At 70.5% G+C, this 25,097-nt stretch carries 23 protein-coding genes and 1 pseudogene; 14 read left to right on the top strand and 10 right to left on the bottom strand.

Annotation, left to right across the window (positions count from 1 at the left end; genetic code table 11):
• Positions 1-6: 6 nt before the first annotated feature.
• From hpxO to uraD, 3 genes are read right to left on the bottom strand one after another with little or no spacing between them, the layout of a single operon-like run.
• On the bottom strand, positions 7-1,203 hold the full coding sequence (gene hpxO / locus ACTU3I_RS01635) for an FAD-dependent urate hydroxylase HpxO (protein WP_442923859.1): 1,197 nt from the start codon (positions 1,201-1,203) through the stop codon (positions 7-9).
• Positions 1,200-1,520, bottom strand: a complete 321-nt coding sequence (gene uraH, locus ACTU3I_RS01630; RefSeq protein ID WP_442923858.1) for a hydroxyisourate hydrolase — start codon at positions 1,518-1,520, stop codon at positions 1,200-1,202. Before uraH ends, hpxO begins: the two co-directional genes overlap by 4 nt.
• Positions 1,517-2,041 (bottom strand): 2-oxo-4-hydroxy-4-carboxy-5-ureidoimidazoline decarboxylase, encoded by a 525-nt coding sequence (uraD, locus tag ACTU3I_RS01625; protein WP_442923857.1) that lies wholly within the window; start codon positions 2,039-2,041, stop codon positions 1,517-1,519. Before uraD ends, uraH begins: the two co-directional genes overlap by 4 nt.
• A gap of 82 nt (positions 2,042-2,123) precedes the next feature.
• Here uraD and allB point away from each other — a divergent pair, with 82 nt between their 5' ends.
• The 14 genes and pseudogenes from allB (at position 2,124) to add (ACTU3I_RS01555) (ending at position 17,619) form a co-directional block, all read left to right on the top strand.
• Complete coding sequence (allB, locus tag ACTU3I_RS01620) at positions 2,124-3,464, top strand: allantoinase AllB (protein WP_442923856.1); 1,341 nt, start codon at positions 2,124-2,126, stop codon at positions 3,462-3,464.
• Positions 3,465-3,473: 9 nt separating this feature from the next.
• Positions 3,474-4,553 (top strand): annotated as a pseudogene (locus ACTU3I_RS01615) (acetamidase/formamidase family protein); the annotation flags it as partial.
• Positions 4,545-5,876, top strand: coding sequence for an amidase family protein (locus tag ACTU3I_RS01610; protein ID WP_442925298.1), 1,332 nt, complete (start codon positions 4,545-4,547; stop codon positions 5,874-5,876). The pseudogene ACTU3I_RS01615 and the gene ACTU3I_RS01610, both read left to right, overlap by 9 nt.
• Entirely contained in the window at positions 5,876-7,099 is a 1,224-nt protein-coding gene (locus tag ACTU3I_RS01605; protein WP_442923855.1) for a pyridoxal-phosphate-dependent aminotransferase family protein, read from the top strand. The genes ACTU3I_RS01610 and ACTU3I_RS01605 overlap by 1 nt, the downstream gene beginning before the upstream one ends.
• A complete protein-coding gene (locus ACTU3I_RS01600) occupies positions 7,096-8,397 on the top strand; it encodes an allantoate amidohydrolase (RefSeq protein WP_442923854.1) in 1,302 nt (433 codons plus the stop codon). The genes ACTU3I_RS01605 and ACTU3I_RS01600 overlap by 4 nt, the downstream gene beginning before the upstream one ends.
• Before the next feature lie 154 nt (positions 8,398-8,551).
• A complete protein-coding gene (locus tag ACTU3I_RS01595; RefSeq protein WP_442923853.1) occupies positions 8,552-9,427 on the top strand; it encodes a serine hydrolase domain-containing protein in 876 nt (291 codons plus the stop codon).
• Between the two features lie 101 nt (positions 9,428-9,528).
• Positions 9,529-10,899 (top strand): amidohydrolase family protein, encoded by a 1,371-nt coding sequence (locus ACTU3I_RS01590; RefSeq protein ID WP_442923852.1) that lies wholly within the window; start codon positions 9,529-9,531, stop codon positions 10,897-10,899.
• A 306-nt stretch (positions 10,900-11,205) separates the two neighbouring features.
• Complete coding sequence (locus ACTU3I_RS01585) at positions 11,206-12,279, top strand: ABC transporter substrate-binding protein (RefSeq protein ID WP_442923851.1); 1,074 nt, start codon at positions 11,206-11,208, stop codon at positions 12,277-12,279.
• Between the two features lie 24 nt (positions 12,280-12,303).
• Positions 12,304-13,128, top strand: coding sequence for an ABC transporter ATP-binding protein (locus ACTU3I_RS01580; RefSeq protein WP_442923850.1), 825 nt, complete (start codon positions 12,304-12,306; stop codon positions 13,126-13,128).
• Positions 13,118-13,954: an ABC transporter permease gene (locus ACTU3I_RS01575; RefSeq protein ID WP_442923849.1), complete on the top strand. Its 837-nt coding sequence runs from the start codon at positions 13,118-13,120 to the stop codon at positions 13,952-13,954. The genes ACTU3I_RS01580 and ACTU3I_RS01575 overlap by 11 nt, the downstream gene beginning before the upstream one ends.
• A complete protein-coding gene (locus tag ACTU3I_RS01570; protein ID WP_442923848.1) occupies positions 13,951-14,838 on the top strand; it encodes an ABC transporter permease in 888 nt (295 codons plus the stop codon). Before ACTU3I_RS01575 ends, ACTU3I_RS01570 begins: the two co-directional genes overlap by 4 nt.
• A gap of 55 nt (positions 14,839-14,893) precedes the next feature.
• The gene (gene add / locus ACTU3I_RS01565) at positions 14,894-15,934 is read left to right on the top strand and encodes an adenosine deaminase (protein ID WP_442923847.1); all 1,041 of its coding nucleotides are present in this window, start codon (positions 14,894-14,896) and stop codon (positions 15,932-15,934) included.
• Between the two features lie 24 nt (positions 15,935-15,958).
• Positions 15,959-16,564 carry a helix-turn-helix domain-containing protein gene (locus ACTU3I_RS01560; protein ID WP_442925297.1) on the top strand — a complete coding sequence of 202 codons (606 nt, stop codon included), beginning with the start codon at positions 15,959-15,961 and terminating at the stop codon, positions 16,562-16,564.
• The gene (gene add / locus ACTU3I_RS01555; protein WP_442923846.1) at positions 16,561-17,619 is read left to right on the top strand and encodes an adenosine deaminase; all 1,059 of its coding nucleotides are present in this window, start codon (positions 16,561-16,563) and stop codon (positions 17,617-17,619) included. Before ACTU3I_RS01560 ends, add (ACTU3I_RS01555) begins: the two co-directional genes overlap by 4 nt.
• A 127-nt stretch (positions 17,620-17,746) precedes the next feature.
• Here the strand turns inward: add (ACTU3I_RS01555) and ACTU3I_RS01550 are convergent, their stop codons facing one another.
• The 7 genes from ACTU3I_RS01550 to ACTU3I_RS01520 form a co-directional block, all read right to left on the bottom strand.
• Positions 17,747-18,670: a carbohydrate ABC transporter permease gene (locus tag ACTU3I_RS01550; RefSeq protein WP_442923845.1), complete on the bottom strand. Its 924-nt coding sequence runs from the start codon at positions 18,668-18,670 to the stop codon at positions 17,747-17,749.
• Positions 18,670-19,578, bottom strand: a complete 909-nt coding sequence (locus ACTU3I_RS01545; RefSeq protein WP_442923844.1) for a carbohydrate ABC transporter permease — start codon at positions 19,576-19,578, stop codon at positions 18,670-18,672. Before ACTU3I_RS01545 ends, ACTU3I_RS01550 begins: the two co-directional genes overlap by 1 nt.
• The gene (locus tag ACTU3I_RS01540; protein WP_442923843.1) at positions 19,575-20,888 is read right to left on the bottom strand and encodes an ABC transporter substrate-binding protein; all 1,314 of its coding nucleotides are present in this window, start codon (positions 20,886-20,888) and stop codon (positions 19,575-19,577) included. Before ACTU3I_RS01540 ends, ACTU3I_RS01545 begins: the two co-directional genes overlap by 4 nt.
• 99 nt (positions 20,889-20,987) lie before the next feature.
• A complete protein-coding gene (locus ACTU3I_RS01535) occupies positions 20,988-22,550 on the bottom strand; it encodes a GMC family oxidoreductase (RefSeq protein WP_442923842.1) in 1,563 nt (520 codons plus the stop codon).
• A complete protein-coding gene (locus tag ACTU3I_RS01530; protein ID WP_442923841.1) occupies positions 22,550-23,164 on the bottom strand; it encodes a thiamine pyrophosphate-dependent enzyme in 615 nt (204 codons plus the stop codon). Before ACTU3I_RS01530 ends, ACTU3I_RS01535 begins: the two co-directional genes overlap by 1 nt.
• A complete protein-coding gene (locus ACTU3I_RS01525; RefSeq protein WP_442923840.1) occupies positions 23,161-23,661 on the bottom strand; it encodes a thiamine pyrophosphate-binding protein in 501 nt (166 codons plus the stop codon). Before ACTU3I_RS01525 ends, ACTU3I_RS01530 begins: the two co-directional genes overlap by 4 nt.
• Positions 23,662-23,719: 58 nt before the next feature.
• Positions 23,720-25,096 (bottom strand): NtaA/DmoA family FMN-dependent monooxygenase, encoded by a 1,377-nt coding sequence (locus tag ACTU3I_RS01520; protein WP_442923839.1) that lies wholly within the window; start codon positions 25,094-25,096, stop codon positions 23,720-23,722.
• Between the last annotated feature and the right edge of the window lies 1 nt (position 25,097).

The following is a 25,097-nucleotide window of genomic DNA, read 5'->3' as shown; positions in this document are numbered from 1 at the left end:
TCGCTCTCAGGCCGGCAATCGCCCGCCGAGCAGCACCGGGCTTCCCTCGATGTTGCCGACGATCCCACGGAGAATTCCCGTCCCGTCCGTGCCCCGAAGGCTGTCGTACCAGGCCTGCGTCACGGCCGGCTCGAACGCGTGGGTCTCGTGGGCACGCGTGCGTGCGCGGAGCACGAGGTCGCCCGCCCGCTCCGACCGCACGCCCTGATAACGCCGCAGCGCGTCCTCGACGCCGACCGTCGTGGTCGCGAACACGATGCCGAGCGTGAAGCTGTCTTCCAGCGCCGAGCAGGCGCCCTGCCCGATATCGGGGGCGGTGTTGTGCGCGGCGTCGCCGAGGATCGCCACCCGCCCGCGCGCCCACGTGTGGAACGGGTCGATGTCCCAGATCTCCACCCGGTTCAACGACGTGGCGGGGTCGATGGCGTCCAGGAGCGCCCGGACGCCCGGCGCCCCCCACGATCCGAACGCCTCCTCCAGCGACGCGGCGCCGTCGGTGTCGCGGTCGTAGGGGAGCCCCGCCGGCTGCGGCACGTCGACGAAGAAGTAGAAGCGGTCTCCCCCCACGGGCATGACCGCGCACCGCTTGCCCTCGCCGACGTAGGTCGTCCACTGCGTCGCGGGTCCGATGCGCTCGTCGATCGGCACGAGGCCGTTGTAGTTCGTGTATCCCGAGTACGTGCGCTCGGGGCGGGCCGCAGCATCCGCCGTCACGTAGTCGCGGGTGAACGACCGCGCACCGTCGGCGCCGATCAGGAGGTCCGCGGTGTCGGTCGACCCGTCCGCGAAGGTGGCGGTGACGTGGTCGCCGTCGTCCTCGATCCCCACCAGACGCATGCCGAGGCGGATGCGGTGCTCCCCCACCCGCTCCATCAGCAGCGCCTGCAGGTCGGCACGGGCCACCGGGTATGGACGCTGCCCGGTTCGCGTCGTCACCGGCTGCAGGCTGAAGCGGCAGAGCTCCTCGCCGGTGTGACCGTCGTAATACGCCATGTCGTCCATACGCCCGCCGAGGGCGGCGACCTCGTCGCCGAGGCCCAGCCAGTTGAGCACCATGACGCCGTTGGACCACAGCGAAAGCGCCGCCCCGACCGGCTTGTTCTTGCGCATCTGGTCGTACACGACCACATCGTGACCGAGGCGCTGCAGTGCCAGCGCGGCGCTGGTCCCGCCGATGCCGGCGCCGATGACGATCGCTTTCACGATCCGCGGTAGGTGGAGTAGGCGAACGGGCTGAGGAGGAGAGGCACGTGATAGTGGCGATCGTCGGCGACGGTGAAGGTCACCGCGACGCGCGGGTGGAAGGACGCCACGCCGCGCGCGGCGAAGTAGGCTCCGGTCTGGAACGTCAGCGTGTAGTCGCCGGGCTCGAGCCGATCGGGTCCGAGAGCGAGCCGGCCGTCGTCGTCGGTCGCTCCCACCTCCAGGGGCTCTCCGACCGCCGAGGCGAGCGCGACCCCCACGCCGCCGGCCGGCTCGCCGCTGGCGGCGTCCAGGACGTGGGTCGTGAGCTGCGTCATTCTCGTTCCTCCGCTTCGGCGTCTCCGGGAACCACCGTGTCCCGCAAGCGGAGGAGGGCGATCTCGGCCAGTTGCGCTGTCGCCTCGATCGTCTCCGCATCCGGATCGTTGCCGAGGCGTCGATGCAGCTCCGCGAGCATCTCCGCGGGCGTGCGTCCGGCGGCTCGGATGAGGAACACCCGTCCGAAGCGCCTCTCGTACGTGCGGTTGCCTTCGGCGATGGCGGATGCGACGTCGTCGCCGGCGTGCGCCATCGAGGCCTGCTCGCGGCGCGACGCCGCGGCCTCGGCGCCCTTCCCGTCGACCCGGGCGCCGATGCGGGGATGGTGCGCGAGCGCCGCGTCGAGGTCGGCGGGCGACCACTGCGCCGCCAGGGCGCCGGCGTAGGAGGCGAGAGCGTCCGCCGACCCGTACGGACGTGCCGCGACGACGGCGTGCACCCAGCCGGGGACGTCGGCCCACGTTCGCACCACGGCGGCGGCGTCCGCGTCCGGCAGCGCGTCGAACTCTTCGACCTCCATGGCGGCGACGCTAGCCCCCTCGCGTTTCCCAGATGTTGCCGTGGGTAACATCCGGGAAACGCGCGGACCGTACGGTGGCGGCATGTCGACCCCTTCCGCCGTCGCGGCGCGCCGTGTGTTCCTCGGCGACCGGTTCACCCCGGCGACGGTGCGCGTGTCGGGCGGCGTGATCGCCGCGGTGGATGTCTTCGACGAGGCTGCCGACATCGTCCTCCCCGATTCCGAAGTGCTCCTCCCGGGGCTCGTCGACTCTCACGTGCACCTCGACGAGCCGGGCCGCACCGAATGGGAGGGCTTCTCGACGGGAACGGCGGCGGCCGCCGCGGGCGGGGTGACGACGATCGTCGACATGCCGCTCAACAGCATCCCGGTGACCACGACCGCCGAGGCGCTCGCCGCCAAGCGAGCCGCCGCCGCGGGGAAGCTCGCGGTCGACGTCGGCTACTGGGGCGGCGCCGTCCCCGAGAACCTCGGTCTCCTCGCCGAGCTCGACGCCGCGGGGGTCGTCGGATTCAAATGCTTCCTCTCGCCGTCGGGGATCCCCGAGTTCGGCTTCCTCGACACCGCACAGCTCGAGGCCGCCCTCGCCGAGACTGCCGCACTGGGCAGCATCCTCATCGTCCACGCCGAAGACCCCGCGCATCTGCACGCCGACGGCCCTGTCGGACGCGACTACGCCGCGTTCCTGGCTTCACGGCCGCCCGCCAGCGAACGCGCAGCCGTGCGCACCGTGATCGACGCGGCCCGTCGCACGCGCGGTCGCGCACACATCGTGCACGTGTCGGACGCGGGTGTGCTCGACGACGTGCGTGCCGCGAAGGCGCAGGGCGTCGCGCTCACGATCGAGACGTGCCCGCACTACCTGACGCTCACGGCCGAGGAGGTGCCCGCGGGAGCGGCGCAGTTCAAGTGCTGCCCGCCGATCCGCGATGCCGCCAACCGCGATGCGCTCTGGCGCGGCGTCGCCGACGGCACGATCGACGCGATCGTCAGCGACCACTCGCCGTCGACGGCCGAGCTGAAGAGCTCTCCCGATTTCGGCCTGGCGTGGGGCGGTATCTCGGGCGTCCAGACCGCCCTCCCGGCCCTGTGGACCGAGGCCCATCGGCGGGGCGTCCCGATCGAGCGCCTCCTGCCGCTCGTCACCGTCGGCCCGGCCCGGATCGCCGGACTCGGTGGCCGTGGGCGCATCGCGGCGGGGGAGCCCGCGCACCTCGTCGCGTTCGATCCCGATCAGACGCGAACGGTCCGTGCGCGGGAGCTGGAGTACCGCAACAAGCTGTCACCGTGGGACGGCCGGATGCTGCGGGGCGTCGTGGCGTCGACCTGGGTGAACGGCGTTCCGGCCTATCGCCGCGGCGAGGGCATCCTCGCACGCGCCGGACGGGAGATCCTCGGCGAGCCCGCGACGCTCGCGGGATAGGAGAATTCGATGCAGATCCTTCATCCGGGTGTCGGGCAGACGCCGGGCGTGCACTACCTGGCCGCCTCCCCCGAGACCGTGTCATGGGGGCGGCTCCCGTGCGCGGCGGATGCTCCGGTCCTCACGATCGCCGACGGCGACACTGTCACGATCGACACCGTAAGCCACGAGGGGATCCTCGATGACCAGGGGCAGGACCCGCTCGCGTTCTTCGCCGGGCACGGAGTGCCCGCATCCGCGGTGCTCGAAGACGCCATCGCCATCGCCGCGTCGGTTTCGCGAGATGCCGCCTCCGACGGCCCGCACGTGATCACCGGGCCGATCTTCGTCGACGGCGCCCGCCCCGGCGACGTGCTGCGCATCACGGTCGAGAGGCTGCAGCCGCGGGTGCCGTACGGCGTGATCTCGAACCGGCACGGCAAGGGTGCGCTGGCGGGCGAGCTGCCGCGCACGGCGGGCAACGTCAGCGTCTTCGCGGCCGTCGAGGAGCGGAGCGGACGCCTCTACGGCACGCTCCCCGCCGTCGCGGGCGGCGAACGCGTCGTGGCGTTCCCCCTCGCCCCGTTCCTCGGGACGATGGGCGTCGCCGTCGCCGGCGATGAGCGCCCGCACTCCGTGCCACCGGGCGCGCACGGCGGCAACATCGACATCAACCTGCTCGTGGAGGGGACGGCGCTGTACCTGCCGGTGCAGGTCGAGGGCGCCCTCGCCTATGTCGGCGACCCCCACTTCGCGCAGGGCGACGGCGAGGTCGCGCTCACGGCGCTCGAGGCGTCACTGCGCGCGACGCTGCGCTTCGACGTCGTGCCCCGCGAGGTGGCCGTCGCGGAGTTCGGCGAGCTGACCGGTCCCCTCGTGCGCACGCCGGAGTACCTCGTCCCCACGGGTCTCGACCCCGACCTCGACGAGGCGATGCGCCGGTGCGTGCGCGCGGCGCTCTCGTTTCTGCGGGCGCGGTGGGGGCTCGACGAGCACCTCGCGTACGCGTACCTCAGCGCTGCGACCGACTTCGACATCTCCCAGGTGGTCGACATCGTGTGCGGCGTCCACGCGCGCATCCGGGAGTCCGATTTCGCCGCCGTGGCCCCCGGAACAGGACAATCGACCGGAACAGGACGATCTGCGCCGAATCCTCCTGTTCTGGGCACATCTCCTGTTCTCGGCAGCCCGGATGCCGCGGCCGAGCCGACGCCGGCCTTCGACCGATCGGTGTGGCGCAGCGTCGGCGATCCCTTCCTGCAGGGCACCGACGACGGGCCGCTCGCCGGGCTGACGGTGGCGGTCAAGGACCTCTTCGCGATCGCGGGATTCCGCATCGGCGCGGGCGTCCCCGCGTACCTGCAGGAGGCGCGGCCCGAGACCACGACCGCGCCGGCGGTGGCCGACCTGTTGCGCGCCGGCGCGTCGCTGCGCGGCATCGCCAGGACCGACGAGTTCGCCTATTCGATCGCCGGCGCCAACCCGCACTACGGCACGCCGCCGAACCTCGCGGTGCCCGGCGCGCTGCCCGGGGGCTCCTCGAGCGGACCGGCGGCGGCCGTCGCGTCGGGGCAGGCCGAGATCGGCCTCGGAACCGACACGGCGGGGTCGATCCGCGTGCCGGCGTCGTACCAGGGCCTGTGGGGCCTGCGGACGACCCACGATCTCGTGCCGCGGCAGGGCCTGGTGCCCCTTGCGCAGTCGTTCGACACCGTCGGGTGGCTCGCCCGCGACGGCGACACCCTCCAGCGGGTCGTCGACTGGTGCCTGAGCTATGACGGATCCGAGACGACGGAGAGCGTCTACGGTGCCGCCCACGCCGACCTGCCGTGGCGCTTCGTCGTCCCCGAGGCGCTTCTCAGCGGCCTCGACACGGCCACGCGGGCCGCGTTCGAGGGCTGGCTGGGGGCTCTGGACGACGCCCCGGATGCCCCGGCGGTGAGCCGCTCGGGCGCATACGACGCCGATGCCGCCGTCGCCGCGTTCCGCACGGTGCAGGCGGCAGAGGCCTGGCGTAATCACGGCACGTGGCTGCGCGCGCACCCCGGCGCGGTCGGCGAGGCAGTGGCCGAGCGGTTCCGCGCCGCGTCTGCGGTGTCGGCCGAAGACGAAGCATCCGCCCGGCTCGTCCTGGCGGCCCGGCGCGCGGAGCTCGTCGCGGCGACGACGGGCGCCGTTCTGCTCCTCCCCACCGCCCCCAGCCCTGCCCCGCTGCGGACCACGAGCGCCGCGGCACTGGACCGAGTGCGCGGCGCGACAGTCCGGATGACCGCGGCCGCCGCCGTCGGCGGGCTGCCCGCGATCTCGGTGCCCCTCCTGACGGTCGGGTCGGCGCCGGTCGGGATCTCCCTCGTCTCCCGGGCGGGCACCGATATCGCGCTCGTTCGCCTCGCGCGACGATTGGCCGCGTTCGTGGGAGCGGGGAACGCCTGATGGACACTCTCCCCGGGCCGATCGATCCGCCCGCCCGTCTCCTCATGGGCCCCGGGCCGATCTCGGCGTACCCGAGCGTGCTGCAGGCTCTGTCGGCTCCGCTCGTCGGCCAGTACGACCCGTTCATGACCGCGACGATGGCCGAGACGCAGGAGCTCTACCGCGGGGTCTTCGGCACCGCCAACGAGGCGACGCTCCTCGTCGACGGCACCGCCCGCGCGGGCATCGAGGCGGCGCTGGTGTCGCTCATCCGGCCCGGCGATCGCGTGCTGGTGCCGATCTTCGGGCGGTTCGGACACCTCCTCGCCGAGATCGCCGAGCGGGCGCTCGCCGAAGTGCACCGGATCGAGGTGCCGTGGGGGCAGGTGTTCCCCGTCTCGGTCGTGCGCGAGGCGATCACGCGGGTGCGGCCGGACGTCCTCGCGCTCGTGCAGGGCGACACGTCGACGACCATGAACCAGCCGCTAGCGGAGATCGGCGAGATCTGCCGCGAGCACGGCGTGCTGTTCTACAGCGATGTCACCGCGTCCCTCGGCGGCAACGAGTTCGAGATGGACGGATGGGGGGTCGACGCGGCGACCGCGGGCCTGCAGAAGTGCCTCGGCGGGCCGTCGGGTTCGGCCCCCCTCTGTCTCTCCGACCGCGCCGTCGAGCGGGTGCGCTCCCGCGCGCGCGTGGAGGCGGGCATCCGCGAGGCCGGCGATGCGGACGCGGCCGACTTCATCCGATCGAACTACTTCGACCTCGCGATGATCCTCGACTACTGGGGGCCGCGCCGCCTGAACCACCACACCGAGGCGACCTCGATGCTCTACGCCGCGCGAGAGTGCGCACGCGTGCTGCTGCTCGAAGGTCGCGCGGCGGTGATCCGGCGGCACCGCCGCAACGGCGCCGCGATGCTGGCCGGCGTCGTCGAGCTGGGCCTGTCGGTCTTCGGCGACGTGGCGCACAAGATGAACAACGTCGTGGCCGTCGAGATCCCCGAGGGGATCCCCGGCGAACCCGTGCGCGCCGCGCTGCTCGCCGACTTCGGCATCGAGATCGGCACGTCGTTCGGGCCGCTCCACGGGCGCGTGTGGCGCATCGGCACGATGGGGTACAACGCCCGCCGCGAGGCGGTGCTTCGCACGCTCGCCGCCCTGGAGGAGGTGCTCCGTCGGTTCGGAGCATCCGTCCCCGCCGGCGGGGGTGTCGAGGCCGCCGAGGGGGTGTACGCGGCATGAGGAACCGGCTCGAGGTCCCGCCCGACCGCATCGCCGCGGCCGCTCGCCGCGTGATGGGCCGCTGCGACGAGCTCGCCCGCGTCACCGCGGCGCCGGGACGCATCGAGCGCGTCTACCTCTCACCCGAGCACGCACGCGTGAACCGGCTCGCGGCGGAGTGGATGCGGGAGGTCGGCATGTCGGCGCGACAGGACGCCGCGGGCAACGAGCTCGGGCGGCTCGACCCGCCGGCCGGATCCGACGCGCCCGCCCTGCTTCTCGGATCGCACCTGGACACCGTCCCCGACGCCGGCAGGTACGACGGGATCGTCGGTGTGCTCATGGCGATCGAGGTGGTGCGGATGCTGCGATCCGTCGACGACCACGGCGTATCGACGTCTCCGCTGCCGTTCGCGCTGGAGGTGATCGCGTTCGCCGACGAGGAGGGGACCCGCTTCGGCACGGCGCTGCTGGGCTCGTCAGCGGCGGCGGGGACGTGGGATGACGACTGGTGGTCGCTCACCGACGCCGACGGTGTCTCGCTTCGTCACGCGTTCCTGGAGTTCGGGCTCGACCCGGGCCGCGTCGGCGAGGCGGCCCGCCATCCGGAGCAGTTGATCGGATATCTCGAGGCGCACATCGAGCAGGGGCCGGAGCTGCACCGCCGGGGCGAGGCGCTCGCGGTGGTGTCGTCGATCGCGAGCGCGCGACGCTTCCAGGTCGTGGTGGAGGGCGAGGCCCGCCACGCCGGCGGAACGCCGTACGCGATGCGCCACGATGCGCTGCTGGGGGCCAGCGAGGCGGCGCTCGCCGTCGAGCGCGTCTGCCGCGCCGAGCACCAGATCATCGGGACCGTCGGGCAGTTGCAGGCGTATCCGGGGGCGGTGAACATCGTGCCCGGCGAGGCGCGGTTCTCCGTCGACCTGCGAGGCGAGTTCGACGGGTACCGAGACCACGTGTGGGACACCCTCGGCCGCGAGCTGGACGCGATCATGGGCCGCCGGGGTCTTCGCTGGCACGCGCGCGAGATCCACAACGCGCCGGCGGTCTTATGCGCGCCGCTGATGCGCGACGTCGTCCGCGCCGGGATCGCCGCGACCGATGCGCCCGGCCGGCGCGACCCGGCGACGATCTTCAGCAGAGCCGGCCACGACGCCATGGCTCTGGGCGCCGTCACCGACGTGGGGATGCTGTTCCTGCGCAACCCCGACGGCATCAGCCACCACCCCGACGAAGCCGTGTCGGCCGCGGACGTCGCCGCCGGGATCCAGGCTCTCGCCGAGTCGGTGCTGCACCTGGCCGCCGAGCCGCGTCCCTGACACCCGCTCCGCGCTCGATGCGGTCGATATTCCGGATCGGGGGACGCTGAGCGGCCATCCGGACGGCCGTGGCGGCGCGGCATCCGGAATCGTCCGGAATGTTGACCGGGATTGCGGGGAGACACCGGCCCGCGCCGTGCGGGAGACTTGCTCGGTGACTCGCGCGGACGTGCTCCTGGGCCGCATCGTCGCCGAGGCGGATGCGGCCGGCTTCGCCGCGCACGGCGTCCACGTCCTGGTCGGGGACGACACCGCCGAGCATCGGTGGGCGCCCGATGTCCGCGAGGACATCCACTCGGTCGCGAAGGCGGTGTGCGTCGTCGCTGCCGGGATCGCCGCGGACGACGGGCTGCTCGATGTCGACGCGCCCGTGGCGGCCTACCTCACCGACGTCGAGCTCGGCGAGGGCGTCGACGCGGTGACGCTGCGGCACCTCCTGACCATGACGAGCGGGATCGACCTCCCGTGGTCGGAGACGATGATGACCGACTGGCCCGACCTCGCGCGGGAGTTCCTTCGTCGACCTACGCGCGGCCGGGCGTTCCAGTACTCCAACGCGAGCACCTACACCGCGATGCGCGCCGTCGCCGTGGTGGTGGGCGATGTCGAGAAGTGGCTCGGACCGCGCTTGTTCGACCCCCTCGGCTGGACCGACGCGACCTGGCGACGCTGCCCCGACGGCTCCATCGTCGCCGGGGAGGGCCTCGCCCTCCGCACGTCCGAGCTCGCGCGCCTGGGCCACCTCATCCGGGACGGCGGCGTGTGGGACGGGCGCCGCCTGATCACGCGCCCGTGGATCGACGGCATGCACTCCGGCTGGGTGGCCGCGGGATCCGAGCCGGGCTACGAGCGTTATGCGCTCGCGGGATGGGACGGGCCCGGCGCCGGCTGGCGCCTCCACGGGGCGTACGGCCAGATGCTTCTGTTCGCCGGCGACGCCGTGGTCACGATCACCGCCGACGACCACGTCGGCGCCGACCGGATGGCGGCGGCGGTGATGCGGTTCGCGACGGGCCCCTCCGAGACGTAACGACAGCGAAACACCATCGCCGGTGTTCGTGAAATCAACATCTCGTACCGTCGAGCCCGGCCGCATCCGCGGTCGCACCGCGCTCGCACCCGAGGTACCGCATGACTCTGCTCGTCACCCACGCCCGTCTCCTCCGCGTCCCGGCGGGCACCGACGACCCCGGTTTCATCGAGGACGGCTGGATGCTCGTCGAGGAAGGCCGGATCGCGGCGCTCGGATCGGGGGAACCGCGGGTCGGCGCCGACGAGGTGCTCGATGCGGCGGGCGCATTCGTCGCGCCGGGATTCGTCTCGAGCCATTCGCACCTGTTCACCAGTGGCCTGCGGGGTCTCGGCGTGAGCGAGACCCTCTACGGCTGGTGCGATGCGATGCTCGGCACGACCGCGCACTTCACACCCGAGCACATGTACTGGTCGACGCTCCACGGGGCGCTGGACTTCCTCTCGAACGGCGTGACCACCGCCTACAACTTCACCGATCCGCTGCAGGCGTGGGAGTCGATGGTGGAAGGGCGGCGCCTCGGCGGCGACGCGCCCCTCCGAGATCTCGGGTACCACACGCGCCAGGCCGACGGATGCCTCGACGCCGGCCTGCGCTTCGTCGACGCGATCGGCATGGACGTGTCATCCGGGACCGATGAAGAGATCTTCGAGCGCTTCGCCGCCGAAGTGGCGCACACCCGATCGCTGGATCCCGATCTCGCGCTCGGCGCCTCGATCATGGGGCAGGTGCAGTGGTCACCGCATCCGGAGGCCGCGCAGTACGAGGTCGAGGCGATGCGCCGGTTCGCCGTGACCAACCAGGCGCACTTCCTCGAGTCGCCCGAGGCGGTTCCGGTACAGCAGGAGAAGTTCGCGCTCTATCGCGATGCCGGCGCGCTGGGCCCCGGCATGATCTTCGGTCACTTCATCCAGACGACCCGGGAGATCCTCGAGCAGACGGCCGAGGGCGGGGCGTCGATGTCGTGGCAACCCGCGTCGAACGGCCGGCTGGCCTCCGGCGTCGCGCTGGTGCCCGAGATGCTCGATCTCGGCATCCGGGTCGGCATCGGCCTCGACGACCAGGCCTGCACCGACGTGTCCGACCCGTGGCAGAACATGCGGATGGGGATCGCGATGCAGCGCGCCCGGACGAAGGACCCGCTGTCGATGATGCCCGAGCGGGTGCTGCGGCTTCATACGCTCGGCGCCGCCGAGATCCTCGGCGTCGACGACCGGGTCGGGAGTCTCGAGGTCGGGAAGTTCGCCGACTTCGTGGTCGTCGACCCGCGCCGGCCCGACGTAGGCCCGCTGTGGCACCCGGTGCGCAACTACGTGCTGTCGATGACGCCGCGCAGTCTTCGCGGCGTGTACGTCGGCGGGAAGCTCGTGCACGACGGCGTCGCCTCGACGAACCCCCTTGCCGCCGAGGCATCCGCCCGCGTGCACGAGGACCTGCCCGCCGTCGCCGCCCGCGTCGGCCACCCCCGCTGACCGGACTCTCGCGTGTGCGCAACTCCTCAAGGTCGCGCGGGCGGGCGGCGGGATCCGCGCAACCACGCGGACCCCGCGCCTCGCAGGCCGCGATCTTGAGGAGTTGGGCAGTCGGTGCGCGGAGAGAGGGCGGATGCCGAAGGTGTAACGGCGCCGAAACACCGGGCCAGTGTTCGTGAAATCTACATCTTCTAGCGTGGCGATCAGCCGAGCACGACTCCCGTCGAGCGCGAGGCCACGCGCACGTCGAGCCCCAGGACGCGCCACTTCACCCGAGTGCACCACTGGCATCTGGAGACACAGCACATGACGTTCTTTTCCTCTCGGCGCGCCTCGCGCGCCACCGCGGCCCTGGCCGGGGTCGCCCTGACCGCCCTCGCCCTGACCGCATGCGCCAGCGGCTCCGCCGCGTCGTCATCGAGCGCCCCGGCAGAAGACGAAGGGTTCGGCGAGCTCACGTTGCAGCTCAGCTGGATCCTCAACGAGGAGTTCGCCGGCGAGTACTTCGCCGACAGCAAGGGCTACTACGAGGAGGCCGGGTTCTCGGCCGTCAACCTCGTCCCCGGCCCGTCGACCGGCGCCGCGGAGCTCGTCAGCGGCGCCGCCGATGTCGCGCTGAGCGACTCGGTCTCGATCGGCGCCGCGGTGGCCAACGAGGGCGCGCCCCTCAAGATCATCGGCGCGACGTTCCAGTCCAACCCGTTCACGATCCTGTCGCTCGCGGAGGGCGGCGACATCGCCGGCCCCGACGACCTCAAGGGCAAGCGCATCGGCGTGCAGGACTCGAACATGACCCTGTTCAACGCCCTCCTGGCCGCCAACGACATCGACCCGAGTGAACTGACCATCGTGCCGGTGCAGTACGACCCGGCGCCGCTGGTCAACGGTGAGGTCGACGGCTTCATGGCGTACCTGACGAACGAGGCCATCTCGGTCGAGATGGAAGGCCTCGCCACCACCAACCTGCCCTTCGCCGAGAACGGCCTGCCCTTCGTCGCCGAGACCGTCACGGTCACCGACGAGACGATCGAGAGCAGCCGTGATGCGCTGAAGGCCTTCCTGGTGGCCGAGATCAAGGGCTGGACGGATGCGCTGGCCGACCCGCAGGGCGGCGCCGACCTCGCCATCGAGACCTATGGCGCCGACCTCGACCTGGACCCGGCCAAGACGCTCGCGGGCTCCGAGGCGCAGAACAAGCTCGTCGTCTCGGCCGAGACCGAGGAGAACGGCCTGTTCACGATCTCCGAAGAACTGCAGGAGATGACCGTGAAGAGCCTCGCCGGCGCGGGGATCACGATCACCGCCGCCGACCTGTTCGACCTCAGCCTCCTCACCGAGGTGTACGAGGAGAACCCCGACCTCATCGCCTACGCGGGCTGAGATCCACCTCAACGGAGCACACTCGTGACCGACACGGTTACCACGACCGGTGCCCAGGCGACCAGCCTGGGCACCGGCCTCCAGATCACCGGCCTCAACAAGGTGTTCAGCGTCGGGCGCAAGAGCGTCGTCGCCCTGCAGGACGCCAACCTCCACACCGACCAGGGCACCTTCCTGGCGCTCCTGGGGCCCTCCGGATGCGGCAAGTCGACGATCCTCCGGATCCTCGCCGGACTGGAAGACCCGACGAGCGGGACGACGCGGGTCGACGGAAAGAGCCCGAAAGAGCTGCGGCGCGGGAACGAGCTCGGGATCGCCTTTCAGGACTCGGCGCTGCTGCCGTGGCGCAGCGTCCAGTCCAACATCCAGCTCCCCTTCGAGGTGGCGGGAAAGCCCGTCGACAAGGCCTACGTCGCCGAGATGATCGACCTGGTGGGCCTCAAGGGCTTCGAGAAGGCCAAGCCCGCGCAGCTGTCGGGCGGCATGCGCCAGCGCGTGTCGATCGCGCGCTCGCTCATCATGAAGCCGTCGGTGCTGCTCTTCGACGAGCCTTTCGGGGCGCTCGACGACATGACGCGACAGAAGCTTAACCTGGAGCTCCTGCGCATCTGGACGGAGAAGCCGGCCACCACGCTGCTGGTGACGCACGGCATCTCCGAGGCGATCTTCCTCTCCGACCAGGTCGCCGTGATGAGCCCGCGCCCGGGGCGCATCAAGGAGGTCCTCACCATCGATCTCCCCCGCCCGCGGACGCCGGAGATGATGCGCACACCGGAGTTCCACGCGTACGTGGACCAGGCATCCGAACTGCTCTTCGGCGTTGGGGGCGCCGCAGCGGATGACCACTGAGACCGCCAAGGCCCGCGCGATCCAGTGGGAGGACGTGCGCCTTCCCGCATGGGCCGCCGCCCTCATCGGCGGTATCGGCATCATCGCGGTGTGGTGGATCCTGGCGGCGACGGTCTTCTCGAACGTCGGGCCGGGCGGCGTGCAGGCCATCCCCACCCCGCCGCAGGTGATCGGCGAGTTCTTCGCGACCGGCGTCGACTTCTACGTGCGGAACTTCTCGGTGACGCTCGCCGAGGCCGGCATCGGATACGCGTGGGGGAACGGCCTGGCGCTGCTCCTGTCGGCTCTCGTGCTGGTCGTGCCGCGCTTGGAAGGCGTCGTGATGCAGATCGCGATCCTGACCTACTGCATCCCGATCGTCGCGATCGGCCTGCTCGTCGTGGTCATCGCACCGATTCCCCCGGCCGGTCAGCCGTCGACGACCGCCATCTTCCTGGCGGCGCTCAGCTGCTTCTTCACCACCGTCGTCGGCGCGCTCCTCGGGCTCAAGGCCGCGGATCGGGCGAGCCTCGACCTCATCACCGTCTACGGCGGCTCGAGGCTCACGCAGCTGCGGAAGGTACGCCTGATCGCTGCGCTCCCCAGCATCCTGAACGCCCTGCAGATCGCGGTGCCGGCCGCCTTCCTCGGCGCGGTGCTGGGGGAGTTCTTCGGCAAGATCACGGTGGGCGTCGGCCCCGCCATGATCGCCGCGCAGCAGGCGCTGAACGCTCCGCGGGTGTGGGACATCGCGCTCGTCTCCGGGGCGGTGGCGCTCGCCGGTTACGGACTCCTCGGCCTGGTGTCCCGTGCGGTGGCCCCGTGGTCGAAGGGAACGCAGCGATGACCGCCCTCACGAGCGACCTCCCGCCCGCCGTCGCCGCTCCGGCCCCGGCCGCCGCCGCGCAGCTGAACGCCGACATCCGGCGCGAGTCCCGCCGCGCCACACTGCGCGCGCTCGGTCGGAGCCTCCTCACGTTCCTGTTGACGATCGTCGCGGTGATTGTGCTGTGGGTCGGCGCCCTGTGGGTGCTGCAGATCTCGCCCTACGTCGGGAAGGGCCCGATCGACGTCTGGAACTTCCTCGTCACGGTGCCCAACGCCGCCGCCAACCGCGCGCAGCTGTTCGGTCAGCTGTGGGTCACGCTCGGCCACGCCGCCGTCGGGTTTCTCGCGGGCCTCGTCGCGGCCCTTCTGATCGCCGCCGCGTTCCAGCTCTCCAAGGGCGTCGAGCACGCTCTGATGCCGCTCGCGATGCTGCTGAGGTCGGTTCCGCTGGTCGCGATGGCGCCCGTCATCATCCTCATCTTCGGCCGTGACTTCGCCTCCGTGGCGGTGATCGGCGGCATCGTGGTGCTCTTCCCCGCCCTGGTGAACATCGCCTTCGGGCTGAAGTCCGCCTCGCCCCAGATGAACGATCTCGTGAGCGTGTACGGCGGATCGGCCTGGACGCGGCTGCGCAAGATCGCGCTGCCGAGCTCGCTGCCGGAGTTCTTCGCCGCCGTGCGCATCTCGGTTCCGGGTGCGCTCACCGGCGCCCTGCTCGCCGAGTGGCTCGCGGTGGGCGGCGGCATCGGCGGCGCCGTGGGCGGCTACATCTCCGGGGCGCAGTTCTCCGCCGTCTGGAGCGCCGTGGTACTGGTGACCGGAACCGCGCTCGTGCTCTACAACCTCGTGCAGATCGTCGAATCCGTGGCCCTGGCCCGCATGGGCATGGCCGACCGCGCCTGATCCTGCCGCATCCGCTCCCCGGCCGGACGCCGCATCCACTCGAAAGGACCCCTCTATGACGACGCCCGTCGACCTGACCTCGTTCGCCCACAGCCTCCCCAAGGCCGAGCTGCACCTGCATCTGGAGGGCACGCTCGAGCCCGAGCTGAAGTTCGCGCTCGCCGCGCGCAACGGCATAGAGCTGGACGAGAAGACCGTCGACGAGGTGAGGGCGACGTACGACTTCACCGACCTCACGAGCTTCCTCGCCGTGTACTACCCGGCGATGCGCGTACTGCAGACCGCGGAGGACTTCCACGACCTCGCCTGGGCGTACCTCCTCAAGGCGAAGGAGCAGGGAGTCGTGCACACGGAGATGTTCTTCGACCCGCAGGCGCACACGAGCCGGGGCGTCCCGTTCGACGATGTCGTCACCGGATACCGCCGCGCGGCTGTGCGCGCGCAGGCCGAGCTGGGGATCTCGGCCGAGTTGATCCTCTGCTTCCTCCGCGATTTCTCCGCCGAGTACGCGATGGCGACGCTGATGGAAGCCCTGCCGTACAAGGCCTGGATCATCGGCGTCGGGCTGGACTCCGATGAGCGGGACAACCCGCCGACGAAGTTCGCCGCGGTGTACGCGCGCGCCAAGGCGGAGGGGTTCTTCCTCACCATGCACTGCGACATCGACCAGGTCGGCTCTCTCGAGAACATCCGCGCGGTGATCGAGGAGATCGGCGTCGACCGCATCGACCACGGCACCAACATCGTCGAGGACCCGGCACTGGTCGCGCTCGCGAAGGAGAAGGGTCTCGGGTTCACGACCTGCCCGGTGTCCAACTCGTTCGTCACCGAGCAGATGAAGGCCGACGAGATCGTGGGCCTGCTGCGGGAGGGGGTCCGCGTGATGATCAACTCCGACGATCCGGCCTACTTCGGCGCCTACGTCGCCGACAACTACGTCGCTCTCGCCGAGCACGCCGGTCTCACCCCCACCGACCTGGTGCAGCTGGCGATGAACTCGTTCGAAGCCTCATGGCTCACCCCGGCGCGCCGTGCCGCGTACGTCGTCGCCGTCCGCGACTATGCGGCGGAGAAGGGGGTTCCGCTCCCCGCGTAGGGAGGGAATTCCGCCGTGACGACGATGATTGCCGGCGCTCCGGCGCCGGATGCCGAGGAGAACCAGCGCCTGGGAGCCGCGATCCGTGCGCTCCGGCACTCGCGCGCGATGACTCTGGTGCAGCTGGCGGATGCGACGGATCTGTCGCATCCGTTCCTCAGCCAGGTCGAGCGAGGGCTCGCGCAGCCGAGCCTGTCGAGCCTTCGCAAGATCGCCGTCGCGCTGCAGACGAGCCCCATCGAGCTCATCGCCGCCGCCGAGGTCCCCGACCCCTCGGTCGCGATCGTGGAAGTGCACCGCCGCGGCGAGCGGCCGCGGGAGGAGAGCTTCGGCGCGGGTGCCGCGCGGATGCTCGCCCACGGCGCCCGCCCGCTGCATCCGCTCGAGATGGAGGGCGAGAACACGACGCCCGGCGAGGTCTTCGTGCACCGGGAGGACGAGTTCGTCTACGTCGTCGACGGCGGCGTCCACATCGAGCTCGGCGACGAGCGTCTCGCCCTCGGCGTCGGGGACTCCGTGTACTACGCCGGCGGCGTGCCACACCGCTGGTGGTCGGCGACGGGCGGGCCGTACCGGCTCGTGGTGGTGAAGCAGGGCGCCGCCGCGCGCCCGACGGAGGGGGAGACATGATCTCGTTCGAGGACTACCTGCAACTGCTGCCGAAGACCGAGCTGCACTGCCACCTCGTGTCGACGATGCGACCCGCGACGCTGCACGAGCTCGCGCAGCGGTACGGCGTGGAGCTGTGGTCGGACGACGTCGACGAGCTCTTCGACTTCGCCGACCTGGTGGACTTCCTGCGCGGGTGGCGGGTCGCGCACGAGGTCCTCCGCGAGTCGGCCGATCTGGAGCGGGTCGCGTGGGAGGGCGTCGCGGATGCGGTGGCACAGGGGAACCTCCGCTACCGCGAGTACTACGTCAACCCGCAGTACTTCGCGCACCCCGAGTACGCGGGGGCCCGGCCGATGTCGTACGTCGAGGTCATGGCGGCCGTGATCGCCGGCCTTTCCCGCGCCGAGCGCGACTTCGGCGTCGGCTTCCGCGTCGTGGCGGCGATCAACCGCCGGGAGTCGGCGGAGGCGGCCGTGGCGCTCGTGCGCGAGATGATCGCTCACCCCTTCGCCGAGGTCGTCGGGATCGGCCAGGACGACCTCACACCGGAGAACACCGAAGACCCGACGCGCTTCGCCGACGCCTACGCGCTGGCCGGCGCTCACGGACTTCTCCGCACCGCGCACGTCGGGGAGACGCCGGCGGCTCGTCCGTCGGCCGTGCGCGACGCGATCGAAGTGCTCGGGTGCGACCGCATCGACCACGGATACCGGGTGGTCGACGACCCCGCCGTCCTCGCCCTCGCGCGCGATCGCGGCATCGGATTCGCGACCACCCCCGTCTCCACGACGATCTGCTCGGGGTGGACGCTGGACGAGGGGCACCGCATCCGCGCCATGATCGACGCGGGCCTTCCCGTCTCGGTGTCCACCGACGACGCGATGTTCTTCCGCACCGACCTCGGCCGCGAGTACCGCGAGGGCCTGGTGGCGCTGGGGCTCGATGCCGCCGCGGCCAAGAGGATCGCGCTCGACGGCATCGACATGGCGTTCTGCTCCGACGCCGAGAAGGAGCGCCTGCGCGCCGAGTTCCGTGCACAGTTCCTGGCGCTCGACACCCTCCTCGAGCCGTAGGCGCCCCGCGGATTCGGAGAACACGAACAGATTCGGATGCTATCTGCCGCCGCATCCGAATCCGGCGTCATTCTCCGAATCCGACGACGGTGAGGACGATTCGGAAAGGCTCGGCGGCCCGCGGACCTCAGCCCTTGACGGCTCCCTGCGTCACGCCCTCCATGACCCAGCGCTGCGTGAACAGATACGCGATGATCGCGGGCGCCATCGCCATGAGATACGACGCGAACGCCACGTTGTAGTTGTTGCTGAACTGGTTCTGGAAGAGGTTCTGCCGCACCGGGAGCGTCTGCATCGCGGGGTCGGAGATGATCAGCGACGGCATCATGAAATCGTTCCAGGCGTACAGGAAGGCGAAGATGCCGACCGTCGCGCTCATCGGCGCCAGGAGCGGAAAGATCAGCTGCCAGAACGTCTGCCAGGTTGACGCGCCGTCGATGCGGGCACTCTCCTCCAGTTCGATCGGGATCGAGCGCAGGAAGGCCGTGAACAGAAGCACGCTGAAGCTCAGCTGGAACATCGTCGCCAGGATGACCACGCCGACCGGGTTGTCGAGCCCCACCCGCCCGGTCAGCTGGATCTGCGGCAGGGCGACGACCGGGAAGGGGATGAACATCGCCGCGAGCAGATAGAAGAACGAGTATCGGAAGAGCCGGTGATCCCAGTTGCGCACGATCGCGTATGACGCGAAGGCGGCCAGGATGATCGTGAGGATGACCGTGCCGGCCGTGACGAACAGCGACACGGCGGCACCCACGGGGAACTTCGTGAGGTTCCAGGCCTCGATGAATCCGTCGATGCTGAACGGCGCGGGCAGCGAGAAGGCGTTGCCGTCCACCGCCTGCCCCGACGTCTTGAATGCCATCGAGATGGTCACGTACAGCGGAAGGAGCACGGTGACCGCGCAGAGCATCAGCACGATCGTGCCCGACCAGTTGATGCGCTCCTTGCCCGTGCGGCCGCGCGCGCGGGGGGGAGCGGAGGAGCGCTCGCGCTCGGCGATGAGCTCGCCTTCCGCGGTCTCCGCCGACAGAGCCGGTTGCGTCGTCATCAGAAGACCTTCCTTCCGCGCGTGAGCGAGAGCTGGAGGAGGGAGATGAGCACGGCGACGATGAAGAAGATCGTCGCGTTGGCCATCTGGTAGGCGTAGTCGCCGCTGTTGAAGCCGAAGATGATGCTCATCGCGATGCTGCGTGTCGCGGTGCCGGGCCCGCCGCCGGTGAGGCCCACGATGATGTCGTACGCGTTGAGGAAGTTCTTGAAGCTCAGGATGACGTTGATGACGACGTAGCCCGCGACCAGCGGGAGCGTGATCCGCAGCAGCTGCTGCCGCTTGCTCGCCCCGTCGATGTCGGCGGCCTCGTACACCTCCCCAGGGATCGAGAGCAGCCCCGCGATGTAGATGAGGAGCGTGCCGGGTACGGCTTGCCAGGCCGTCACGATCACGATCGCGACCCACGCCAGGTCGGGGTTGGCCAGGAGGCTCGTCTGCAGCCAGGAGATGCCCGTGGCCTGCCCGACCGCGGGGATGGAGTTGGAGAAGAGGAAGTTGAAGACGTACGCGATGATGATCCCCGAGATCACCATCGGGATGACGAAGATCGTCCGCAGGCCCGTCTTGATCCGGATGCGGGAGACCAGGCCGACCGCGAGCAGGAAGGCGATCACGTTGACCGCGATGACGGTGGCGATGGAGAACCCGAAGGTGAAGAGGTAGCTCTGCAGGATCGCGGGGTCGCTGAACAGGGCGATGTAGTTCGTGAACCCGATGAAGCTCCACTCGCCCAGGCCGATCGAGTCGGTGAAGCTGAAGAAGATGCCCACGACGCCCGGCACCGTGATGGCGAGGGTGAACAGGACGAGCGTGGGCAACAGGAAGAGGTAGTAGATCGGTTCGACGCGGCGCCGCGGGCGCTTGGTCGCACTCCCGCCGCTCACGATGGTCTCGGTGGCGGTCATCGTGAAACCTCCTCTGCTCGGGCGTCGTTCTGGCTCGACGGGATCGGCGAGCGGAACGCCAGGCGCGCCCAGTCGGCATCCATCGTGCTGAGGGTCGCCCCGGGGTCGGCGCCCAGCGCGAGAGCCTGTGCGTACGCGAAGACCGGGATCGTCTTGGGCACGAGCACGGATGCGCCCTGGTAGAACCGTCCCTCGTCGTAGTAGGTCGTCATGCCCTCGATCCGCGGGTCGCCGGGAGGCGGCGCGCCCTCGGTCGGCGCGAACCCGAGCTGCGATTCGTTGTACGCCTCGATGTTCTCGGGGAGGTACAGGAACTCCAGGAAGTCGCGCGCGGCCTCCTTGTGGCGGGACTCCTCCGGGATCATCGCCGCGAGATCGGTGTTCACGCGCACCGCCAGGTCGGCGGGGTCGTCGGTCATCGGCAGCGGGAACGTGCCCAGGTCGAGGTCGGGCGCGGTCTTCTCGATCTCCGCGAGCGCCCACGGACCTTGCAGGTACATCGCCGCCTCGCCCTGGGCGAACGCGAGATTGCCGTCGTTGTAGGCCCGGCTTGCCGCGTCGTCGTTCGTGTACGCGGTGAGTTCGGCCATCCGGTCGAGGGGTTCGGCGAAGTCCTCGGCGAACGACACCTCCGAGCCGGCGCCCACCTCCGCCCCTTCCTTCGCGAGCTGATCGAAGAACTCCACGAGATCCAGCGAGCCTCCGATGGAGTAGTCGTACCAGCCCTGCGCCACGGTCCAGTCATCCTTGAATGTGGCGTAGAACGGCGTCACACCGGCTGCCGTCAGCGCCTCGCACGCGGCGATCAGTTCGTCCCAGGTCTGTGGTACCTCGATGCCGTTGTCCTCGAAGATCTGCTTGTTGTAGATGACCGAAGACGCCATCACCGAGTACGGCAGGGCGCTCGTGCGGCCCTCGCACGTGCCGTACTGGGCCATCAGCACATCGAGGTCGTCGCGGATGGTGGCCGCGGCATCCGTGTCGGAGAGGTCCGACAGCGCGCACCGGTCGACGAACCGGGCGACCTCGTAGTTGTAGTTGCCGAGCATGATGTCGGGTGGGTTGCCGCGGACGAAGCTGGCGGAGACCACGTCCACGCCCGAGGTGTCCATCTCGACGCGGACGTCATCCTGCGAGGAGTTGTACTCGGAGACCAGTTCGCTCATGAACTCGAGCGCCTCGCGTTTGCTGAAGGTGAAGCGGATGGTCTCCCGGCCGTCAGCCGAGCACCCCGCCAGCAATGACGCCGCCATGGTCAGCACGCCCGCGGCGCCCAGCGCCCGCAGAGCCCGGGGGGAACTCGCCGTCATCATCGTCCCTTCGTTGGGGCCATGTCGATGTCGGCACCATCTCAGGGCGTTCCCGGGCGCAGCAAGGGATTGCCAAGCGCGCTCCGGCGTGCTGCGGTGTCAGGCCGCGCCCAGGAGGTCGGCTGCCCGCTCGGCGATCGCGACGGTCGGTGCCTGCGTGTTGCACGTCGGGATCGAGGGCATGACGGATGCATCGGCCACCCAGAGGCCGTCGAGCCCTCGCACCCGCAGGTGCGGGTCGACGACGGCGAACTCGTCGCTGCCGATGCGCGCCGTACCGGAGCAGTGGAAGAACGTGCCGATGTTCTGACGCACGAAACTCTCCTTCCCGGCGCGATCCAGGCCGTGCGGCGGGGTGATCGGTCCCTCGGCGAGGTCCGCGTAGGCGGGTGCGGCCACCAGATCGTGCACGGCGTCGACGGCTTCGACCATCGCTGCGAGATCCCGCGGGTCGGCGAGGTAGTTGGGCTGGATGTCGAAGCGCGCGTCGGGATCGGCCGAGCGCACGCGCACCCACCCGACGCTCCGTGATCGGTACAGCCCGGGAACGACAGCGAAGACCTGGTCGCCCGACAGATCGTGCGCGGCATGGAGCGCGTCGTCGCCGCGCGAGCCGTGCGCGATGACGGCGTGCAGGTCGGGACCGGCCTCGGCGAGCGAGCTCCGCCAGTTCACCATCGCCCCACCACCGTTACCGATCACCGGACCCAGTCCCGCGCGGGAGCGGAAGTTCATCCCGAGGATCAGCGGGTGGTCCTGGAAGTTCTCGCCGACGCCGGGAAGGTGATGCACCACGTCGATGCCGGCCGCCCGGAGCCGCGCGGCATCGCCGATTCCCGACAGCTGCAGCAGCCGGGGGGTGTCGAGGGCGCCCGCGGCCAGCACGACGCGGGAAGCGGCGGTGGTGCGGACCGTGCCCTCGAACAGGTGCCGGATGCCGCGCGCGGTCGTGCCCGTGATGTCGATCCCGATCACGCGGCTGTCGACGACCACGTCGAGATTCGGGCGCTCGATCGCCGGTTCGAGATAGCCGCGCGCGGTGCTCCAGCGCTCGATCGCACCGTTCTCCGCGACGACGGCGTTGTAGTCGGCGTACACGGCCCCCTCGTTCGAGTCGGCGTTCGCGTCCTCGAGCACCGGCAGACCGCGTTCGGCAGATGCGGAGAGCAGGGCGCGGGCGATGGCATGCACGTCGGCGAGCGGGCCGACGCGCATCGGTCCGTCGGCCCCCCGATACGCGGGATCTCCCCCCGGGCGCGACTCGGACCGACGGAAGTACGGCAGCAGGTCGTCATAGCCCCAGCCCGGGGCGCCGCCATCCGCCCAGGCGTCGTAATCGGCGCGGTTGCCGCGATACCAGAGCATCGCGTTCGTGCTCGAGCTGCCCCCGAGCCCCCGGCCGCGCGGCATCGCCAGCGCGCGTCCGAGCACGTGCGACGACGGGGTGGAGCGGTATCCGTGGTCGTATCGGCCGCCGATGAGCGCGTCCCAGTGCGCAGCGTCGGAGATCTCCCGGACGCCGCGGGAATCGGGCCCCGTCTCCACCAGCAGGACGCGCATCGCCGCATTCTCGGACAGGCGCGCCGCCAGCACGCATCCGGCGGCCCCGGCGCCGACGACGATGACGTCGTAGGCCGCTGCGGGCACGGGCACCAGCGGCATCAGTTGTGCTCGCTCGGGCCCATGATCGTGATGCCCTCGGTGGCCTCGACGTGGCGCACGAAGAGGTACTTGTCCTCACGCCCGTCGGAGTGCTTGCGGCGGATCCCCGGCTCGAGGATGCCGTCGGTCTTGGCCACGACGAGGTAGGGCTCGGATGCGGCGAGCCCGGCCGCGCAGTGCGCGTCGAACTCCTCGAGGGTGCCGGCGGCGTACGCGTGGGTCACGCCGGCGCCGCGGGCGATCGCGGCGAGGTCGACGCGGCCTCTCGCGGTGTGGGTGGCCGGTCCCCCGATCGATTGGTACTGCTCGTTGTCCCACACCACGACGAAGAGGTTGCGCGGCTGCTCGTTGCCGAGGGTCGCGAGGATGCCGAGGTTGAACAGCAGCCCGCCATCGGTGTCGAGGGAGACGATGCGGCGGTGCGGGAGCCCGACGGCGAGTCCGAAGGCCTCGGGCGTGACGCATCCGAGCTGCTGCTGGAACAGGCTCGCGTGGCGCATGTGCGGGGCGGCGTTGTACCACTCGTCGACCGCCCCGCCCAGGGAGAGGATGACGAGCTCATCCGACAGGCGGGCGCCGAGGAGCTTCATGGCTTCGAATCGCGAGTAGCTCATCGGACCAGGTCCCCTCCCAGGACGATCGCGGCGTGGTAGTACGACGCGTAGGCGGTGTCGTAGGCGCGGACGATGGCGGTCTCGATCTCATCGACGTCCCGCACGATCGTGTAGGGCGTGCGCAGCGCCTGCAGCAGCGGCTCCATGGTGATCCCGTGCGGGATCGCCCACCAGTTGTTCTCGCCCATCTCGCCCCGATAGCTCAGGATCATGACGACCGGGATGCCGGCGCCCAGTCCCATGCGGGCCAGGTGCTCGGTCGCGGCGCGGAGCCCGGAGTTCTCCATCACCAGCACCGCGCGCTTGCCGGAGAGGAAGACGCCCCCGGCGATCGCCGCTCCCTCGCCCTCGTTGGTCACCGGGATCGTGCGGATGTCGGCGTCGGCGTCCAGCGCCGGATACAGCTCCTTCAGCAGCGAGTCGGGCAGATACGTGGCGACGCTGACCCCGGCCCTCTTCAGTCCGCGCAGCACCGCGTCGACAGCATCCGCTCTCATGTGTGTCCTCCCGTCGACTTGCCAACAAACGCGCAGTTTCGCGTGAAAACCCGACGTTTCATGGCGACTCGACGAGCGGGCGGGCGTGCAACGCGTGCGCGCGGTGGGTGGGCGCGAGGCGCGGGATGCCCGACAGGTGCTCGCGCAGCGTCGCGCCGGGCGGAGGCGACACGCGGCCGCGCGCGGCGAGGACCGGCACGACGAGCTCGATGAACGCGCGATAGGCGGCGGGGCCGCCGAACGTGGGCTCGAGCATGATCCCGTCGATGCCGGAGCCGTCGACGATCGCCTCGATCTCGTCGGCGACCTCCTCGGGCGAGCCGGTGATCTGGAAGCCACGGATGGCCTTCGTGCGGAAGGAGTCGAGGATCTCGCCGACCCGCATCTCCGGGTTCTGTCGCGCGTACCGCTGCACGAGGGTCTGACCGAGGTCGGTCTTCAGATCGACGACCCTCGTGTCGGGGTCGAGCCCCGTCAGGTCCAGCCCGGTGATGCCGGCGAACATCACCGCGGCGTCCGCCCTCGCGAGAAGCGCCTCGTACTCACCGCGCAGCGCGTGCGCCTCGGCCCGCGTCGGCGCGACGGTGATCGTCATTCCGGTGATGACCTTCACATCGTCCGGGGCCCGACCGTTTCTCACCGCCTGCTCGCGGATGTCGGCGACATGAGCCGCAGCCGAGGCGATCGACTGGCCCTGGATGAAGACTGCCTCGGCGTTACGGGCGGCGTAGGCGCGTCCGCGGTCGGACGTTCCCGCCTGGAACAGCACGGGGGTGCGCTGCGGTGTCGGCGGAACGGCGAAGATCCCGGCGGAGCGCTGATACGCCGCATCCACCTCCACGCGATGGAGCTTCGAGGGATCGGCGTAGACGCCCCGGATGCGGTCACGCACCTCCGCCTCGTCGTCCCAGCTGTGCTCCCAGTAACGCAGGCACGTATCGAGGAAGTCGTCGGCGGCGTCGTAGCGCTGGTCATGCGCCAGCTGCTCGGTGATGCCGAACAGCTCGTCGGTCGTAGCTTGCGAGCTGCCGGTGACGACGTTCCATCCGATGCGTCCGCCCGTGAACCGGTCGAGGCTCGCGAATCGGCGCGCGGTGGCGTAGGGGCGCTCCACCGTGGTCGGCGAGGTCACCACGAACCCGAGTGCGTCGGTCTCGCGAGCCAGCGCCGCGATCGCCAGCATCGGGTCGAGCGCCGGGAACTGGATCCCGTGCGCGGCGACCTCCTCCGGCATCCGCCCGCCCAGCGTGGCGTATCCGTAGGTGTCGGCGAAGAAGAGGAAGTCGAATCCGGCCGCATCCAGCGCGCGGGCGAGGTCCACCCAGTACTCCAGGCGGTCCCAGTCGTCGCCGCGCCCGCGGGGGTCGGTCCACGTGGGCATTCCGTTGCTGGGGTTCATCATCTCGAAGACGCCCAGCGCGATGCGCTTGCTCATG

This window comes from Microbacterium sp. RD1, from assembly GCF_052220165.1.
GTDB lineage: Bacteria > Actinomycetota > Actinomycetes > Actinomycetales > Microbacteriaceae > Microbacterium.
This window is presented reverse-complemented; position numbering and strand designations above follow the sequence as displayed.